The organism is Lactiplantibacillus nangangensis, assembly GCF_005405065.1.
GTDB lineage: Bacteria > Bacillota > Bacilli > Lactobacillales > Lactobacillaceae > Lactiplantibacillus > Lactiplantibacillus nangangensis.
The window spans coordinates 158,565-176,482 of sequence record NZ_BJDI01000007.1 but is presented as its reverse complement, the minus strand read 5'-3'; the positions used below and the strand labels follow the sequence as shown (position 1 = coordinate 176,482).

Genomic DNA, 17,918 nt, shown 5'->3' with positions numbered 1-17,918 from the left:
GTCAATGCCTGTGGTACAATTTAAATTAATGGCTACTGTGGCTTCAGGGAGGTTGTTATGCTTTTTCGAGAACGGTTGATTAATGTTCAATATAAATTGTCGGATACTGAAGATTCATTAGCAGATTATATTCGCCGTAATTCTGATACAGTCGCACAGCTTTCAGTCACAAAGTTGGCTCAAAATTGCTATACTGTTCCGAATACCATTACTCGTTTGTGTAAGAAACTTGGCTACAGTGGTTATGCAGAATTAAAAGTAGAACTTCAGCATGCCAATATTGCACCCAGTATCGATGAAAATCAAGCTGATGAACGTAACTTAATTAGTAAAACATTTCAATTAATTAATCCAGAACGTGAACAACAGGTTGTGAGCCAACTTAGCAAAGCTAGCAAGGTTGTCTTATTTGCCGTGGGTGAAACAGCCTATCCGGTGGAAGATTTTACTAGTACAATGAATGCTTTTAATCATAAAACACTCTTTTTTACGTATGAAAATCAGATGATTTATGAGCTCGAACACACTAAGAACTTAGTGGTAATCTTGGTGAGTTTATCTGGTGAAAATGGACAAGTCTTAAAAATGGCTCAAGTTGCTAAAGCACACAAACAATTTATTGTGAGCTTGACACATTTGAGTGAGAATTCTTTGATGCAATTTGCAACGATTCCACTTTACTGCTATTCACCTAAGCGTTGGCGTGATGGTGTCAACTTAACAGACAAGGTTCCTTTATATATTATTCTTAACTCTTTGCAGAATCGTTATTTAGAGATGTTTGTGTAATTTTACACGGATACTTGCTTCTTAGCTGGAGGCAAGTATATTTTTTTGCAAAAATGAATGCGCTTTCTGAAGGGCCTTATAGTGTAAGTAACAAAGGAATTTCATAGGAGGTAGCGTGTGATGGATTTAACGAAAGCAACATCCTTAGATTTAATTTCCCTTGATCAGGATTTAGCGACCAAGGCGGATGTATTCCAATTCTTAACGCATAAGCTATTTGTCGCAGGAAAAATTAAATCAGAGGCAGACTTCTTAGACGCCATTTATCAACGTGAAGCAGAATCAGTAACCGGTTTTGAGAACGGGTTAGCCATCCCACATGGCAAATCAGCCACTGTGTCGGAGGCTAGTTTTACCGTCGTGAGGACAAAAACACCAGTGACAGACTATGAAAGTCTGAATCCGGATAATCAGGTTCGGTTAATCTTCTTACTGGCGATTCCGGCAGATGATCAAGGTGCTGAACACTTGGATATGTTGGCCCAACTATCAACACGGTTAGCCGATACGGATTATCGTAATCGCTTGATGAAAGCTGATTCAGCTCAAGCCATGTTAGATTTATTGGGTGAAAATCAAGCTGAGACAGTAACTCAATCCGCATCAGTAGAAGGTCAAGGTAAGCTAATTCTAGCCATTACAGCTTGTGCTGCTGGTATTGCACATACCTATATGGCTGCAGCGGCTTTAAAAAAGATTGCCACCAAAAAAGGTCTCCGGATTCAAGTTGAAGAGCAGGGTGCAAAAGGGATTGAAGATCGAATCTCAATGCAACAAGTTAATGAAGCAAGTGCAATTATTTATGCTCATGATGTGGCTTTAAAAGAAACTGACCGCTTTAAGGGTTTACCGGTCGTTGATGTGCCGGTGGCGGAACCATTGAAACATGCTGATCAAGTGATGCAAAAGGCATTGGATAAATCAGCCGATTATATTCCTGGTTCGATGACGCAAGCTAATACCGGTGAAGATGAACCTGATCATAAATCTATCGGAACTGAAATTAAGGATTCCGTATTAACTGGTATTTCTTATATTATTCCAATTATTATCGCTGGTGGGATGATTGGTGCGATTGCGGTCATGATGACGCAGCTCTTCGGGTTACAAACTTTAGCGGCTCATGATGGTAGTTGGCTATTCCTATTGAAGGCATTAGGTAGCAATATGTTGGGAACCCTAATGGTACCGGTGCTTTCGGCATATATGGCTTATTCGATTGCTGATAAACCAGCTTTGGGACCGGGTTTTGCAGGTGGCTTAGCTGCCACAATGATTAATAGTGGTTTCTTAGGTGGGATGTTAGCAGGGCTGTTAGCGGGTTATCTCATCAAATGGATGAAGAATCATATCAAGAGTGAGGGTGTCTTTTCGGGATTTATCACTTTTTGGGTATATCCCGTGATTGGTTCTTTGATTGTTGGTGTATTGATGCTTTTCGTTGTCGGGAAACCTGTCGCACTGATCAATACCGGTCTGGTCAATCTATTGAACGGCATGGCTGGAACAAGTGCCATTTTATTGGGAGCAATTTTAGGCCTAATGGTTTCATTTGACTTAGGCGGTCCGGTTAACAAGGCCGCGTATGCGTTCTGTTTAGGTGCGATGGCAAATGGTAATTTTGTGCCTTACTGTATTTTTGCCTCAGTTAAAATGGTTTCTGCCTTCTCAGTTTCCGCTGCTTGTTACTTACGGAAAGATTTGTTCTCTAAAGAGGAACGTGAAATTGGTAATCAAACTTGGATTCTGGGATTAGCTGGAATTACAGAAGGTGCGATTCCGTTTGCGATGGCTGATCCAATTCGGGTCATTGGTTCATTTATTGGCGGCTCGATTGTCACTGGTGGGATTGTAGCATTCTTCCAGATTGGTTTGAATGTGCCCGGTGCTGGGATTTTCTCCATGTTTCTGTTACAGAACGGGGTTGGCTCAGTCGTTAATGCCTTGATTTGGCTTGGTGCCGCATTACTTGGGGCCTTAATTTCAACCGGTTTACTGATTGTGACACGAAAACAAAAACTAGCAAAATAAGCATAAATTGGGAGAGGATTTTGAATCATGAAAGTCACAGAAATATTTGTTGTTCCCCACATGCATTGGGATCGGGAATGGTATTTTTCAACAGAAGAATCACAAATTTTGTTACTTAATAACATGCCAGAAATTATGACGATGTTGGAAACACATCCAGACTATCCAAGTTATGTCTTGGACGGCCAGTCAGTTATTATCGAAGATTATCTTTCAGCTCATCCGGAAGGTGCAGATCGATTTAAAGCACTTGTTAAACAAGGGCGATTGATTGTTGGACCGTGGTATACGCAAACGGATGAAATGGCTGTTGGTGCCGAATCGATTACTCGTAATCTTCTGTATGGCATTGCTGATAGTAAACAGTATGGTCAACCGATGAAAGTTGGTTATGTGCCAGATTCATTTGGCCAAAGTGCGCAAATGCCGATGATTTTAAATCAGTTTGGGATTAAAAGATCTATCTTTTGGCGTGGCTTATCAGAACGGAAAGGTACGACTTCTAATCAATTTAAGTGGCAGTCCACTGATGGATCAACAGTTTCGGTCAATCAGTTGCCAGCTGGTTATGCGACGGGAAAGTATTTACCAACGAATCCGGAAGAATTAAAAGAGCGTTTAGATCCATTGTTGGCTAAGTTTGATCACTATTCATCAACGGGACAGGCCGTCTTACCAAATGGTCATGATCAAATGCCAATTCAACGTAATATTGAAGCAGTTATTAAGACATTGAATCAAGTTTATCCGGACCGTCATTTTCAACTGGGGAGTTATGATGATGTCTTTTCGACAATTGAACAGGCCACAAATCTAGATGTTGTGAGTGGTGAATTTCTGGATGGCAAAAATGAACGGGTTCATCGGAGTATTCAAAGTACCCGGATGGATTTAAAAGTGATGAATACGCGCATTGAAAATAAGTTAACCAATACATTAGAACCGTTGGCGACAATCGCGACTAAGCTTGGATTTCAATATGAGCATGGTCTGATTGAATTGATTTGGAAAGAAATTATGAAGAATCATGCGCATGATAGTATGGGTGCTTGTTGCTCAGACATCGTCAATGAAGAAATCCTAGCACGTTACCGGCGCGCAGAAGAACGTACGGATCGGTTGATTCAATACTATCAGCGGAAAATTACTGAGGCAGTCACAATTAAAGGTGCCGATGAAAAGTTAGCAATTTTTAATTTAGTGCCACAAGCCTGTGAACGCGTTGTGACGGCTAAAATTGTGACGAAGTTGCCGGAATTTCAATTGTGCGATAGCAATGGCAAACTATTAGCATTTGAAATCGTTGCGAAGAAAGAGATTGATCCAGGATTGATTGACCGCCAAATTGTGGCACACGGCAATTATGAACCATTTTATGAATATGAGCTTCAATTTAGTCGCCAATTACCAGCGATGGGATATGAAGTCTTGGGGGTTAAGTCAACGACGCAATCGCTACCTGGACTCGTTCAATCGACACTTGATCGGACCATTGAGACTAATGATTATCAAGTTGTTGCCCGTGACAATGGGACTGTGACCATTTTAGATAAGCGGACACAAACGACTTACAATAATGTTTTGGATTTAGAGATTCAGGCGGACGATGGTGATGAGTATGACTTTTCACCGTTAGGTGATAATCGTAAGCTATTTGCAAGCCAGCTTGTTAAAAACTTAAAAGTAGATTCATTAATTGCTAAAAACAGCAGTCAATTAGTCCTTAGTTATCAAGTATCAGTTCCTCAGAATCTTGATGCGTGGAAGACGGCTGATTTGAAATTGACAAGTTTCTTAAAAGTCTCGTTAGTGTTAACTCTCACGGCTGACCAACCTGTGATTGGGCTGAAAGTGACAATTGAGAATCAAGCCGATGATTTACGCGTACGGTTACTTATTCCAACCAAATTAAGTTCGAAACTAGTAACTAGTGATAATCAATTCGGGGTTATTCAACGTCCAGTGGTTGATGAAACTGCTTTAAAAATTTGGCAATCAGAAAAATGGGATGAGCGACCAGATGCAATTTTCCCATTTCTATCACATGTTGGTGTTAGCGATGATGAACGGCAAGTTGGGGTGATTACGGCTGCTTCACGTGAATATGAAGCATTAGACGAGGATAATGTGACGTTGGCGATTACTTTGTTCAGAGGAGTAGGCGTTTTGGGCAAGGCTAATTTGGTTCGGCGACCAGGTCGACCTTCCGGAATCAATGCCCCTACACCAGATTCGCAGTGTCATGGTACGTTCAGTTTAACATATGGCTTGGTATTCAATCAGAGTCATGGGACCCCATTGAGTGCCTTGGCAGAGGGTTTCTTAACGCCAGTTGTGACCTATAATCAGATTCCAAACGTTGCGATGCATATGAACTTGCCAACACAGGAGTTGCCAGCAACGTACAGCTTATTTGCTTTGGTGGATTATGGACTGACACTCAGCACGGTCAAGTTCGCTGAACACCGAAATGCTATTATCGTACGGGTTTACAATCAAACTGCCAAGGACTGTCAATTGGAAGTGACAGGAATGAAGGTTAAGCAAGTCCTTGATTTGAACGAGGATCCGGTTGACCTTGGGCTAACAGTTAAACCAAATTCTGTTAGAACTGTTGAAATTGCAAATTAGTATTTTGATGAAGTGAGTGTAGTATGGGCCTTAATTAAACGGTAAAACCGTGAATTAAGGCCTTTTTGTCATATTAATTTATTTAAATATCACTTATCATATACTTGTGGCTACAGGGGGAAGTAACCAGATGCAACGAAATTCAACTAAATTTAGCCTGCTAGTGGGACTGTTACTATTATTGGGGGGTCTAGCTGCGTGTGACCAGCGTAATCCCGAAGTCTTAAAAAGTGCGCACTGGCAATTGCTGGTGACGACACCAAAGCGGATGACGGTGGGGCAAGCCAAGTTTACCAAGCAAAAATTAGTCGTTAAGACGTGCAATGGCAGTGTTGAAAGTTGGCCTTATGACTTTAATTCAGATGATGATTTGGTCATTCAAACCGGGCGTTATGCAGGTACTTACGCGTTAGCCAATCAAGGCAAAAATTTCCAACTGGTTCCGATTACTGGGACAACACAAACCTTGGAAATTCAACGACAGAAAAAATGAGAAGGTGTTCCAATGAAAGCATTAATCGCAATTGATTCATTTAAAAACTCAATGACGAGTATTCAAGCTAATCAACTGGTCGCGAAAGCACTGGCTAAGCATGGCATCAGTGCCAAACAAGTTGCCATTGCGGATGGTGGCGAAGGGACGGTAGCGGCATTTCTAGCCAATCAGCCTGGCGGTGAACGCGTGACTGTCTCGACCGTTGATATTTACCAGCGACCGATTCAAGCTAATTATGGTTATTTTGCCGCAAAAAAATTAGCCGTGATTGAAGTAGCGGCCGCTTCTGGCATTCAATTTATCAGCGACGGTCAAACACCGGCCGCAGCGAATACTTATGGGACGGGACTATTGATTAAGGCCGCCATTGAACATGGTGCGCGACAAATTATCATCGGTCTAGGTGGTAGTGGCACGGTGGATGGCGGTGCCGGGATTTTACGGGCGCTCGGGTATCGATTCTATGACGATCAGAATCAGGCCTTAGCTATGGTTGGCGCGGACTTAGGGCACGTTGCTCGGGTCGACACGACTGCGGTATTACCAAACTTAGCTGAAGTGACGTTTATCAACGCGTCGGATGTTACGAATCCTTTAACGGGTGACGAAGGCGCGGCTGCGATTTTTGGCCCACAAAAAGGACTGGCACAGGCGGATGTGCCCGCCTACGATCAGGCGATGCAGCACTATATGACGGTTACAACTGGTCAGGTGAGTGCGCATGTCGGTGATGGCGCTGCTGGTGGTATTGGCTTTGCATTGCGTTATTTTCTGAATGCCCAAGTGAAGTCGGGCTTCAAACTAATTGCCGAGTTAAGTCAACTTGCTGCCAGTGTTGAACAAGTTGATTTTGCCATCTCGGGTGAGGGACAGGTCGATGATCAGAGCTTCATGGGAAAAGTTCCGATTCAGATTAGTGAACTGGCCCAGGCGGCTCATAAAAATTGTTATTTATTGGTAGGTAATCAAAAGGGCGATAATCAGGCTTTTGCGGCGCATGGGGTGACAGCAGTGTTGCCGATTGTCGATCATGTTTCGACTTTAGCCGAAGCGATGCAACAAGGCCCAGCGAATCTAGCCAAAATGGCTGATCGTTTAGCCCGGATATTAGTGGCTAACCACTAAAAAATCGTTATTTTCAGGTTGAATTAACTTGAAAATAACGATTTTTTTAATCAGACAAGACACGTTTTAAGAAAGCAGAAACGTGTTTTTCATAGGCTGCTGGGTCAATCCAGAAACTTTCGGCATGGGTGGCATTCGGTACTTGCCACATTTCTTTGTGACCGCCGGCAGCTTGATAATTCTTTTTGAGCATCCAGCTAGGGACATAAACATCCTTTTCGCCGTGAATGAAGAAAATTGGGAGTTTGTTGTGGCGTAACTGTTCCACAGAACTGACGTCGCTCAAAAAGTAGCCCATGCGATGCCGATTGATAAAACTAACGATCGGGACGAAGGGATATTTTGGCAAATGAAATTGTCGTTTGAGCAAGTAGGCAAGTTCCTCTTCAATGCTGGTATAGCCACAATCTGCGATGATGGCTTTGACTTGTGGTGGTAACGTTTCACCGCTCATCATTTCAACCGTGGCACCGCCCATGCTGACACCAAAGAGGACGATTTCAGTTTGCGAACCCGTTTGATCAATGACTTGGTTGACCCATTCCAAATAGTCGCGGCGGTCTTGCCAACCGAAGCTGATGTACTTGCCGGAACTTTTACCGTGGCCACGGTCATCGGGCAACAAAACGTTATATCCCATGTTATGGAACATATAAGCATAGTTCGCCATCGTTTCACCGTCACCTTTATAACCATGGGAAATAATGACCGTTCGGCGGCTGGTATTTTTGGCTGGCACATATTTTGCCACCAAGTGACTGGTCCCGTCATCGAGAGTCAGCTGCCAATCCTGAACAGGTTGACGATGTAGCCAGTCCACGTATGACCAATAAGCATCTGCGTACTTTTGCTTATCCGCAGAAGTTTCTGGCACGTAATCGACCCGTTTGAAAGCAAAGTTATATAACTTTTCACTAGCGATTAATGTGGCTGAAAATAAGGCGAGGGGGGTGCCTAAAGCCGCGACCCAACTCCGCTTTTTCATAGTATCAACTCCTTAATTTCTTACTAGGTCATGATACTACGTTGGGATTTGTGATTGCAACTTTTCTGAAAATAACTAGGTGAAATTATTATTTTTGCAAATAAAAAAACCATCGCTTTACGCGACGGCAAAAGGAGTAGTTCATTTCGCTAGGTTGGAGTGCCCAACGAGATTATTTTCATTAACTTTGGAGGAGTAAATGAAAAAGATATGGTGTTTGAGTGACAAGTTCAATCACCATGCCATTAGTATACCCGTTTGATAGTTAAAAGGTAAGTATCGTGACTGCGACTTGAGCGATTTATTGAAATTCTTGGGAAATGGTTCGGTCATTGATTAATTAACGTTGGAGTGTGGGGCTTATTTAAATAGTCGAAACGTGTTCGGCAAAGCTGAGGACTCCGCTTGCTACGCATCATCAACCACTCGGAAATCCACCGAGTAATTGATGATACTAGGCAATGCTCATCCTCAACCCGCTTTACCTCACACTCTTGCCGATAAAAAACCACCGTATCGGGGAATACGGTGGAAAAAGGAGTAGGGTAGACATGTGATGGGGAGTCACATGCCACTATGAATTTCATTACTTTGGAGGAGTAAATGAAAAATTTTAGGTTGTGTTATAGCTCGTTGAGGTGTTCCTCAATTGCTATGATGCCATCATAACCAGACCGTGTGAAGAATATGTGACTGAATCCGTTCAATGCCATGAAGAATTCACTAAGCCTTTGTTAAGACCTTAATCATCATCACGATTGCCGCCAAATAATAGCACTAATCGGAGTAGTTGTAAGAAGGTCGAAAGTGCTGCAGCCACGTAGGTTAAGGCAGCTGCCACTAAGACTTTTCGGACCATGGGAACTTCGTCACGTGTTAAGACTTGCCCGTCTGACAAGATTTTCAGTGCGCGACGAGAGGCGTTGAATTCCACTGGCAGGGTCACTAATTGAAAGAGTAACGCCAGTGAAAAGAGCAGAATCCCGAGATGGATCAAGACTTGATTGTAACTCAAGAGTACGCCGACGATGATAATCGGTAACGATGCTGTTGAGCCTAAATTAGCGGCAGGGACTAGAGCCGTCCGTAAACGCATCGGCCAATAATTGACGTGATCTTGTACCGCATGCCCGCATTCGTGCGCCGCAACACCAATGGCCGCGACTGAGGTTGAATTAGCGGTTGATTCAGATAAGCTTAAGATTTTCGTTTGGCCGTTATAGTTGTCCGTTAAATCCCCGCTGATTCCTTGGACGCCGACGTCGTTGATGCCAGACTGCGATAAGATAAAGCGTGCCGCATCACTACCAGTGGTGTTGGACTGACTACGATAACTATCGTAATGGCGGAATGTCCGATTAACATAGCCGGAAGCTGCCATGGAAATCACTAGACCAATGATGACCAGTAAATAAGTTGGATCAAAAAATGAATAGAACAAATAGGAACACTCCTTAAAAGTTTAATTGTTATGGGGTATTTTACCAGAGTTAGGACAGTTTGCGAAATAAGCTTGGCATTCAAGTCAATTAGTACAATAAAAACCACCGTATCGGGGAAAATACGGTGGCGAAAAGGAAAAGTAAATTAAGTTAGGTTGTGTTTTTAGATTCATTACTTGGAGTGGTAAATGAATTAAGTTAGTTGTCACCGTGGAATGGGAAGTTCCTTAATGACTATGAACACAGTATAACGGGGATTTTTGAAGAAAGTATGACGCTCAAAAGCTAAATTTGTGATGATGACTTGAATAATTTAGTGCCGGGAACAGTGGGCTTGGGTAAGTGGCGGTTCTATCTAGATAGTCGAAACGTGCTTGAAACTACTGCGGGCTCCGCTTATCCCGGTTAGCCAACTACTCGGAAGATCGCCGAGTAATTGGTTAACCACGATAATGCTCACCAGCAACCCGTAGTTTCAAACACTCTTGCAATCAAAAACCACCGTATCAAGGAATACGGTGGAAAAAGGGAAGAAATTAAGTTTTACACACATGAATTCATTACTTTAGGGGGGAGTAATTGAATTTTAAGTTGGGAGTCGTTCGGGAACGGGGATTCCTTAATTGACTATGAACATAGTATAGCGGCGGTTAGTGAAGAAAATATGATGTGAACAGGCTAAAACCGTGATTTTGGTTTGAAGAATAGTCGTGATTGGTTGGTTTTTTACAAAGTTTATAACCGATTTTGATAAGGTGATTTGTTATGATAGCTCCTAAACGTTGCTGTATCAAGCTTCTAGCTGGACTGCTAGTATCGCCATGCTATAATTGCTGGCAAAACAACTTGAAAGTGTGATTTCAAATGACCATCAAAATTGTAACAGATTCTTCGGTTCAGCTGACCGCTGACGAAATTGAACAATATGATATCCAAATCGTGCCATTATTAGTCGGCTTTGGTGGTGAACTGACTCCAGATAACACCCTGTCACGGGCGGACTTTGATCGTCAAATGGCGAACAGTGAGCTGTTACCAACCACGAGTCAGCCGCCAATTGGGTCTTTCGTGACTTTATACGATCAGTTAACGGCCGATGGAAGTCAGGTTTTGTCGATACATATTACGGAAACGCTGAGTGGGACTGTCAACGCCGCACGTCAAGCGGCTCAACTGGCGAGCGGTGATGTCACAGTTGTTGATTCTAAGTCGGCCGATCGTGGCATGTCGTTTCAAGTGCTGACGGCTGCTCGGATGGCGCATGCTGGGGCTGATTTAGCTACGATTTTGGCTAAAATTGAAGTTATTCGGCAACAAACGCATGTCTATTTGTTTGTCGATACCCTCGACAACCTGGTTAAAGGAGGCCGTGTCCCGAAAATTGCGGGCGTGGTGACCAATTTGATCAAATTAAAGTTTGTCTTTGAATTGGTTGATGGCAGGTTGAAACTTTATACGCGTGGTCGCGGGAAAAAAGCCTTGATCAAGGCCCAAACTCAAATCTTAAACGATTTGGCGGATGTGACTCGGGTCGAAGCGGCTGGTATCTCATATGTCGGTGATGATGACGTGGCAACTGCGCCACGTGACTTAATGATGAAAGTCGCGCCCCAAACGGATTTGCTCGTCGAACGAACGAGTCCTATTATTGCCACGCATACAGGAATTGGGGCGTACGCTTTGATGCTTTATGTCGTGGATTGAAAACTTATTGAACAAAATACTATCATTTTGTCCTTTAGCTTGCTATAATTAAAACATAATATTTTTAGAGCCGTGTTGGCGCACTGTTCTGAGCCTAACCACCATTTTAATGATGACTAGACCCGGATGGGTGCGCTATTTTTTTGACACTTTTTCCCTCAAAAGAAAGTAGGAAATTTTTTGGCATATCTTCTCAATAATCCATTTTTTGGTATCGGGCTAACCGTGCTAGTTTATGGGATTGGCGAGTATTTGTATCATAAGACGAATCGTTTTGTATTATTCCAACCATTATTTTTTGGAATGCTGCTCGGGATTGGTTTGCTGGTATTGATTGCGTCGGCCCTGCAAGCACCGTTGCACAAAGTTTATGAAGCGTACCAGATTGGCGGCGATTGGCTGTTCTGGTTCGTGGCCCCCGCGACCGTTTCCTTTGCGGTCCCATTATACAAACGTAATGATATTTTCAAAAAACATTGGGATGTCATTTTAGTAGCGCTATTTTTGGGCCTGTTATTATCACTATTCGGAATCTATGGTGTGTCCCAATTGATGGGCTTAACGGATGCCGCCCTCGGTGCGATGCTCGTTCAAGCCGCTACCACGGCAATCGCGTTGCCCGTTGCAGAATCAGTTGGTGGTGATCAAGCTATTGCCGCCTTTGCCGTTATTTTAAATTCAGTGTTAATTTATGCCTTGGGCGATCATTTTATTCGTTGGTTCAAGTTACACAAGAATCCTTTAGGCGCAGGGTTAGGTTTCGGTATCGCCGGGAATGCCGTTGGCGCTACTAAGGCGATTGAAGTCAGTGAGGCTGCTGGTGCCACTGGCGCGATTGCGTTTGTGATTGCCGGAATCTTAGTGAATTTCATGGTTCCAAGTTTCGCTCATTTAGTTGGTTTAGGTTAGGAGGCGCATATGAAAAAAGCAAAATTTATTAAACAAATTATGATCTATGGTGTGATTTTACTTGTCAGTAGTTTGATTTCAGAATTGGTTAATCAGATTTGGCCAGGTTTTCCAATGCCGCCCGCGCTGATTGGGATGATTCTGTTATATCTCTTACTGACATTGAAAATTGTGAAGCTGGAACAGGTGGAAGGTGTTAGCAACTTCTTTGTTCAGATTATTAGTTTGATTTTTATTCCGTCAGGTGTGGCGTTGGTCACAAAGTTGGATGTATTAAAGGCAGAGGGCGTCCAGATTATTTTAGTCGTCGTAGTCTCAACGTTGATGTTATTGCTTTTCACGGCTGGGATTGCCTGGGTGCTTGTTCAAATTAAGGAATGGGTTCTCACGCGACGTCAACGTGATGGTATTGAGATTGAAGAGGATTAAGTCCTAGTTGTTAGGTCCGGGTGGTGTTGGATTTACCTTGAGGGTAGATCGAGCACCAGTCGGATTTAATCGTATTGATAGCCGAAACGTGTTCGGTGTCACTGCGGGCTCCGCTTATCCCGGGTAAGCAACCACTCGGAAAGGTCGCCGAGTAATTACTTACCCACGATAATGCTTACCAGCAACCCGTGACGCCTCGCACTCTTGCCGAAACGTGTTCGGTGTCACTGCGGGCTCCGCTTATCCCGGGTAAGCAACCACTCGGAAAGGTCGCCGAGTAATTGTTTACCCACGATAATGCTCACCAGCAACCCGTGACGCCTCACAGGCTTGCCGAAACGTGCTCGGCCAACCTGAGTGTTCCGCTTGCTACGCCTAGCCAACAACTCGGAAATGCACCGAGTAATTGCCTAGGCTAGGCAATGCTCACACTCAACCCGGTTGTCCTCACACTCTGCACAAAAAAAGCCACCACATCATGGATGCAGTGGTCAAGGAGTAGGAAACATCAAAGTGGGGGCTTTGATGAACCCCATTCATAAGACTTGGGGGAGTCTATGAATGAAAGTGATCGTTCATCGGCATTATGGCAGCAACGCCGATAACAATCTAAAAACTAAAGAATATTAATGACCGATAGTCAGTTAGTCACTTTCTATCAATCTGCGACTATTATAATTGCAAACGCTACCGGCTGCAACTAATTGCGCTGGGAGATTAGACTAATTTGATCCGTGGTTGGAAGTCTTCAGCGAATAATCCCATGCTGTACAAGTCGTAACGTTCCCCGTCACGCTTGACCGCAAGCTTGTTCGTCCCTTCGAATTCAAAGCCACTATTTTGATAAACTGAGATGGCGGCGTGGTTAGTTGCGATGACGTCCAAACACACTTTATACAAGTTCAGTTCGTTGAAACCGTAATTTAACATCAAATTTAAAGCTTCAGTCCCGTAACCGTGTCCGCGGTCTGCAGGGTCACCAATGGCAATCGCTAGTTGGGCGATTTGGTTGGTCCATTCAATATTGTAGAGCGTGACGAATCCAATTAATCGATCATCGGCCTGAGTCCGAATGTGGAAATAGAACTCCGTTTGACGATCAAGATTGCGGTAAGTCTGTTCCAATTCTTCGCCAGAAAGTGGGCGTGCTGGTGCGGTATCTAAATTGCGTAAGAAGCTGCCCTCGGTATACCACTCACTAATTTCATCAAAATCTTCAGGCTGTGGTACGACCAAGTTAAGCTGTGGCCCGGCTAAAATGTTTTTCAAAATAATTCCCTCACTTGTTAAACGATTACCTTAATCATAGCTCACTCAGCAAAAAAGCACTACACACTAAATGTTTACATTTATTTTACAGATTAGCTTGTCTAAAATTTACGTCCAATCAGTATGCTAGGGTTAACCATTTGGTGAATATTAGTGTAAAGAAGTGATAGGATGCAACGGTTGCATATAATTCAGATTTCGGACACGCATTTGACGCCCCATGGTCAACTGCCTGCCCATCATCAAAACATTGATCCCTGGATGAAATTGACGGCCATCATTCAGGATATTCGGTCTTTACCATATCAACCAGATTTAATCGTCTTTACCGGTGATCTGATTCATAGCGGGGCTGCGGATGATTATCAACGACTACATGGCGTTGTGCACATGATGAAAGATGAGTTTAATTGTCATGTGCGTGTTATCTTAGGTAACCACGATACGCGTTCAGCTTTTTATGAAGGCTATCTGCCAGCTGATCCCGGGCCGTATTACGCGAATCGGATGCGAATCGGCAATAACGATTTTTATTTTTTGGATTCTAAAATTGATGGTTATGAAGCTGGGTGGTTGCCAACCGCACAGCTCCAATGGTTAGGCAAACATTTACGACAAGCTCCAACCAAACGGGCCTTTCTATTCTTGCACCATCCGTTAGATGGTGCTCCAATGGAGAATATGCATTACGCAATTTTACAAAACACACCCGAATTATTGTCCGTTTTACGCGGACACAATGTCGGTGGGGTCTTCTCTGGCCATGTCCATTTTCCAGCCAGCTATTTAAACGGTGATAATATCCTAAACGTGGTAGCAAGTTCAGCGTCATTTGATATTGATTGTACAGATCCACAATTACATGAAATTCGTGAAAGTAGTAGCTATCAAATTATTACGGTTGATCACGGCCAGGTCGGAATTACCGTGCGCCAATTATTACAGCAACCAACGGTCATCGATAGCTTACAAATTCCAGCAACCCGATTTTTAACGAAACGACCTGCAAATTTATAATACTGTTAGCGTTTACATTTTTAGCCGCGTATAATAAAGGCAAACGAAGAAGGGGGCTTTTGAAATGTTAAAACATTGTCACTTGCACCATGAACGGCGGCCTAAATTATCGCGGCGGGTTCGGCAACAAATTGCACCATTTGCAGCGTTTGAATTTGTGGCATCCAGTATTGCGATTACAGATATTATCCGTGCCAAGTCGCTTCGGCGCGGACATAAAATTGGTTGGTTATTGCTAGCCTTTGTTCAACCGATTGGGCCATGGCTCTACTTTATGTTTGGGCAATCCCGTGATTAAATCTTTCAATAATAATGAGCTGCCAGTTGCTGGCAGCTTTTTTTGGCGTACTTTTATATAAAAAATGATTAAAACTTGATATATAAAAGTGATATGATTAACTAGTAAGGTGAAATGGAGGCTACATTTATGACAGTGAAGATTGGAATTATCCTAGGTACGACTCGTACGCCATCATTAGGCTCACGGATTTTCGCGTATTTGAAGACGGTGTTACCGGCAACCTCAGTTGATTTAACTTGGATAGACTTAAAGGATTATCCGTTACCATTTTATGATCACGCTGAGACACCGTTATCAGCAACGATTCAGAACTTAACCCCCGTTGAACAACGTTGGTTGACGGATTTGAAAGCACAGGACGGTTATCTCATCTTGAGTCCTGAATATGACCATGCGATGCCCGGTAGTTTGAAGAATGCCTTGGACTTTGTTGGGCCAGAAGTTGATCATAAACCAGTTCAAATCGTGACTTATTCGCATTATAGTGATGGTGGGATGCTAGCAGCGGCTTCGATGGTTGGGATATTACAAATGTTGAAGATGTTAGTGTTACCAACACCGGTCTTATTGTGGGATGCTGATCAAAACTTCACTGCTCAAGGTGATTTGTTGCCAGCGGTTCAAAATAGTGATCATTTTGCGACGCGGTTACAAGCTGCTTTTGATGAATTAGTGCACTATGCAACGGTCGGTAAGCAACAGCCTTATCAGCCAAAATAAAAAGTCGGCCAGCGATGGTCGACTTTTTGTATTATTCAGCATGACTTAAATTCAAACGTTGTAAATCGGTTTTATGCGTAACGCCTAGTTTGGCTTGGCATTCAGGACAGAGCCCATAAACTTCCATATTGTGACCAGTAACTAAATAACCAGAAAGTCTGGCGGCGGTCGTTTCGATGCCACTCAAATCTGGTTCAAAAACATCGGTAATCTTACCACAGTTTTCACAGACAACGTGATAGTGGGGCCGACCAAAGAAGTCGTAGTGCGTGCCAGCATCACCGTTTTGTAACTCAATCACGATGCCCAAATCAACGAATAGCTTTAAGGTATTATAAACCGTCGCCAAACTTAAATTGGGCAGTTGAGATTCTAGTGCCTGATAAATAGTTTCTACTGAAGGATGGTTATGGTGAGTAACGAGGTAAGTCAGAATAATCTGACGCTGCGGGGTTACCCGAATTTTGTGATCCTTTAATTGTTGCAAGGCTTGCGTTAACATATCTTCTGCCACGACGCGGTTCCTCCTTTGCTAAGATTCACCCCTATTAAACCACACTTATTGGTGGGATTCCAATTTAGAAACGTTATTAACAAAAATTTTTGATAAAGTTAATCGCTTTAAGCCAAAAATAAAGCCAGTCCCTTTTTTTAGGCCTGGCAATTAAGATTCTTCAGAACTGATTGGTTCACTAACAACTGCTGATTGTGACCAAACAAGGAGTTGGGCTTGGATATTTTCTAAAATCTTCATGCCAAGCTGGTAATCCCGTTCGGAACCGATACTATTAAAACTCAGTGTGCAGGTGCCGGCAAAGGTACTAGCTGCGATCTCCATGGTGGGCGTGGTCCGAAAGGCGCCGGAAAAGACACAATTGACCACGGTTAAGCCATGAAATTGCAACCGTTGCTGGTCGACAACCCCAAAGTTAGTGTAAGTCAAGGGTTGTTGCGCGAGCCAACGATTGGTCAACTTACGCATCAGACTGACTGGCATTGTGTGATTCATCTTTTGCAGATTAGTCAGCCGGTACAGGAAAGCGGCGTGCGTCCGTTCAGTCGTCAGCAGATCATGCACGTGCTGGACGAGCGCGGAGAATGGTGCGTCTACATCAACTTTGACGTTAAGATAAACTAAGCCGGTCAAGTTGGCGATTCTAGTCGTATTGGGCTCATCCTCGGCAAAATGGCGAAAGTTGATAGGACAAGGCAGCGTGATTGTGGTGTGCCCCGTTAGAACTTGCAAGGCTTTCGCATATGCGGCGAGGATAGCTTCACTAATTCCAACATCTTGAGACTTAGCGACGCGCCGAATTCGCATGAATTGTTTGCTTGTGAGCATAATATGCCCAACATGTCGTAAATTCATCCCTTGATAATGAGGTAACTTGACGGTGTTTAACGGTAATTCAGGATGACGATTAGGACGCTGAAATTGGCGCTGTAATTGGGTCATTACTGGCCGTAAGCGGCGCTCATTAGTTAACGCGGAGAGATCGTCATGATTGTAGGCTTGTGCTAATAAGTATAAGTATTCCTTGAAACCGACACTATCGGTCAAAAGGTGACTCATGAAGGCTTGCAGGACATCGTATTGATCATGATGAATGATAAATAAGCGTAGTTGTGGTCCGGTTTCGAAATTGAAATCAAAGTTTTCGGGACTGTACGGGCTTTGCGCTTCAATAACGATATCATTAACTTGTTGGTTGGTGACCTCAAAGCGATTGTGATCTGCCTGATAGTGGGCAAAAACCTCGGGGACGATTTGCGCAGTCGACAGGACGGCAGCTTTGAGGTGTTCAACATCGATTTTACTAGAAAAGACTAGCCGCGACCGCATTAAAGGCGCAGTGGCATCTGTGAGTAACATATTGACAAAATCTAGTACTTCACCACGATAATACACAGTAAAACCCCCGATCAAATTCTCTAATAAACAGTATAACAGACTGGGTATGCGGGGGATGGGTGGGATGCTTTGTTTTGAAAAAAGTTAATAAACGGTTGGTTGTTTTTTGATTTGCGGTTTCAAACCCGTAGTTCAAACCTGTAGTTCAGACCCAGTTT

The 17,918-nt window shown here is 43.4% G+C and carries 16 protein-coding genes; 11 read left to right on the top strand and 5 right to left on the bottom strand.

From position 1 onward, the window contains the following. Positions 1-57 precede the first annotated feature (57 nt). From FFM70_RS07595 to FFM70_RS07575, 5 genes are all read left to right on the top strand, one after another. Complete coding sequence (locus FFM70_RS07595) at positions 58-789, top strand: MurR/RpiR family transcriptional regulator (protein ID WP_137616251.1); 732 nt, start codon at positions 58-60, stop codon at positions 787-789. Positions 790-909: 120 nt separating this feature from the next. Continuing rightward, a complete protein-coding gene (gene mngA, locus FFM70_RS07590) occupies positions 910-2,820 on the top strand; it encodes a PTS 2-O-a-mannosyl-D-glycerate transporter subunit IIABC (RefSeq protein ID WP_137616250.1) in 1,911 nt (636 codons plus the stop codon). Positions 2,821-2,847: 27 nt separating this feature from the next. Continuing rightward, a complete protein-coding gene (locus tag FFM70_RS07585) occupies positions 2,848-5,451 on the top strand; it encodes a glycoside hydrolase family 38 N-terminal domain-containing protein (RefSeq protein ID WP_137616249.1) in 2,604 nt (867 codons plus the stop codon). Positions 5,452-5,581: 130 nt separating this feature from the next. Next, positions 5,582-5,944, top strand: a complete 363-nt coding sequence (locus tag FFM70_RS07580) for a hypothetical protein (protein ID WP_137616248.1) — start codon at positions 5,582-5,584, stop codon at positions 5,942-5,944. Between the two features lie 12 nt (positions 5,945-5,956). Then, on the top strand, positions 5,957-7,072 hold the full coding sequence (locus FFM70_RS07575; RefSeq protein ID WP_137616247.1) for a glycerate kinase: 1,116 nt from the start codon (positions 5,957-5,959) through the stop codon (positions 7,070-7,072). Positions 7,073-7,118: 46 nt separating this feature from the next. Here the strand turns inward: FFM70_RS07575 and FFM70_RS07570 are convergent, their stop codons facing one another. Next, positions 7,119-8,057, bottom strand: coding sequence for an alpha/beta hydrolase (locus FFM70_RS07570; RefSeq protein ID WP_137616246.1), 939 nt, complete (start codon positions 8,055-8,057; stop codon positions 7,119-7,121). Between the two features lie 742 nt (positions 8,058-8,799). Then, positions 8,800-9,498 carry a zinc metallopeptidase gene (locus FFM70_RS07565; protein WP_137616245.1) on the bottom strand — a complete coding sequence of 233 codons (699 nt, stop codon included), beginning with the start codon at positions 9,496-9,498 and terminating at the stop codon, positions 8,800-8,802. 865 nt (positions 9,499-10,363) lie between these two features. Between FFM70_RS07565 and FFM70_RS07560 the strand changes: the two genes are divergently transcribed. The 3 genes from FFM70_RS07560 to FFM70_RS07550 all read left to right on the top strand — a co-directional run bounded on the left by FFM70_RS07560 (position 10,364) and on the right by FFM70_RS07550 (position 12,541). After that, complete coding sequence (locus FFM70_RS07560) at positions 10,364-11,203, top strand: DegV family protein (protein WP_137616244.1); 840 nt, start codon at positions 10,364-10,366, stop codon at positions 11,201-11,203. A 180-nt stretch (positions 11,204-11,383) separates the two neighbouring features. Then, positions 11,384-12,112 carry an LrgB family protein gene (locus tag FFM70_RS07555; protein ID WP_137616243.1) on the top strand — a complete coding sequence of 243 codons (729 nt, stop codon included), beginning with the start codon at positions 11,384-11,386 and terminating at the stop codon, positions 12,110-12,112. A 9-nt stretch (positions 12,113-12,121) separates the two neighbouring features. Beyond that, a complete protein-coding gene (locus FFM70_RS07550) occupies positions 12,122-12,541 on the top strand; it encodes a CidA/LrgA family protein (RefSeq protein ID WP_137616242.1) in 420 nt (139 codons plus the stop codon). Between the two features lie 717 nt (positions 12,542-13,258). On the opposite strand, the gene FFM70_RS07545 is transcribed toward FFM70_RS07550, so the two are convergent. Then, on the bottom strand, positions 13,259-13,810 hold the full coding sequence (locus FFM70_RS07545) for a GNAT family N-acetyltransferase (RefSeq protein ID WP_137616241.1): 552 nt from the start codon (positions 13,808-13,810) through the stop codon (positions 13,259-13,261). A gap of 171 nt (positions 13,811-13,981) precedes the next feature. On the opposite strand from FFM70_RS07545, the gene FFM70_RS07540 reads away from it, so the two are divergent. From FFM70_RS07540 to FFM70_RS07530, 3 genes are all read left to right on the top strand, one after another. Further along, a complete protein-coding gene (locus FFM70_RS07540) occupies positions 13,982-14,827 on the top strand; it encodes a metallophosphoesterase family protein (RefSeq protein ID WP_137616240.1) in 846 nt (281 codons plus the stop codon). A 64-nt stretch (positions 14,828-14,891) separates the two neighbouring features. Beyond that, positions 14,892-15,125, top strand: a complete 234-nt coding sequence (locus FFM70_RS07535) for a PLD nuclease N-terminal domain-containing protein (RefSeq protein ID WP_137616239.1) — start codon at positions 14,892-14,894, stop codon at positions 15,123-15,125. Between the two features lie 129 nt (positions 15,126-15,254). Continuing rightward, complete coding sequence (locus FFM70_RS07530) at positions 15,255-15,848, top strand: NADPH-dependent FMN reductase (RefSeq protein WP_137616238.1); 594 nt, start codon at positions 15,255-15,257, stop codon at positions 15,846-15,848. A 31-nt stretch (positions 15,849-15,879) separates the two neighbouring features. Here FFM70_RS07530 and FFM70_RS07525 read toward each other — a convergent pair whose 3' ends face one another. Together FFM70_RS07525 and FFM70_RS07520 are read right to left on the bottom strand one after the other, a co-directional pair. Beyond that, entirely contained in the window at positions 15,880-16,362 is a 483-nt protein-coding gene (locus tag FFM70_RS07525) for a Fur family transcriptional regulator (protein WP_137616237.1), read from the bottom strand. A 150-nt stretch (positions 16,363-16,512) separates the two neighbouring features. Next, the gene (locus FFM70_RS07520) at positions 16,513-17,757 is read right to left on the bottom strand and encodes a hypothetical protein (protein WP_223877455.1); all 1,245 of its coding nucleotides are present in this window, start codon (positions 17,755-17,757) and stop codon (positions 16,513-16,515) included. Between the last annotated feature and the right edge of the window lie 161 nt (positions 17,758-17,918).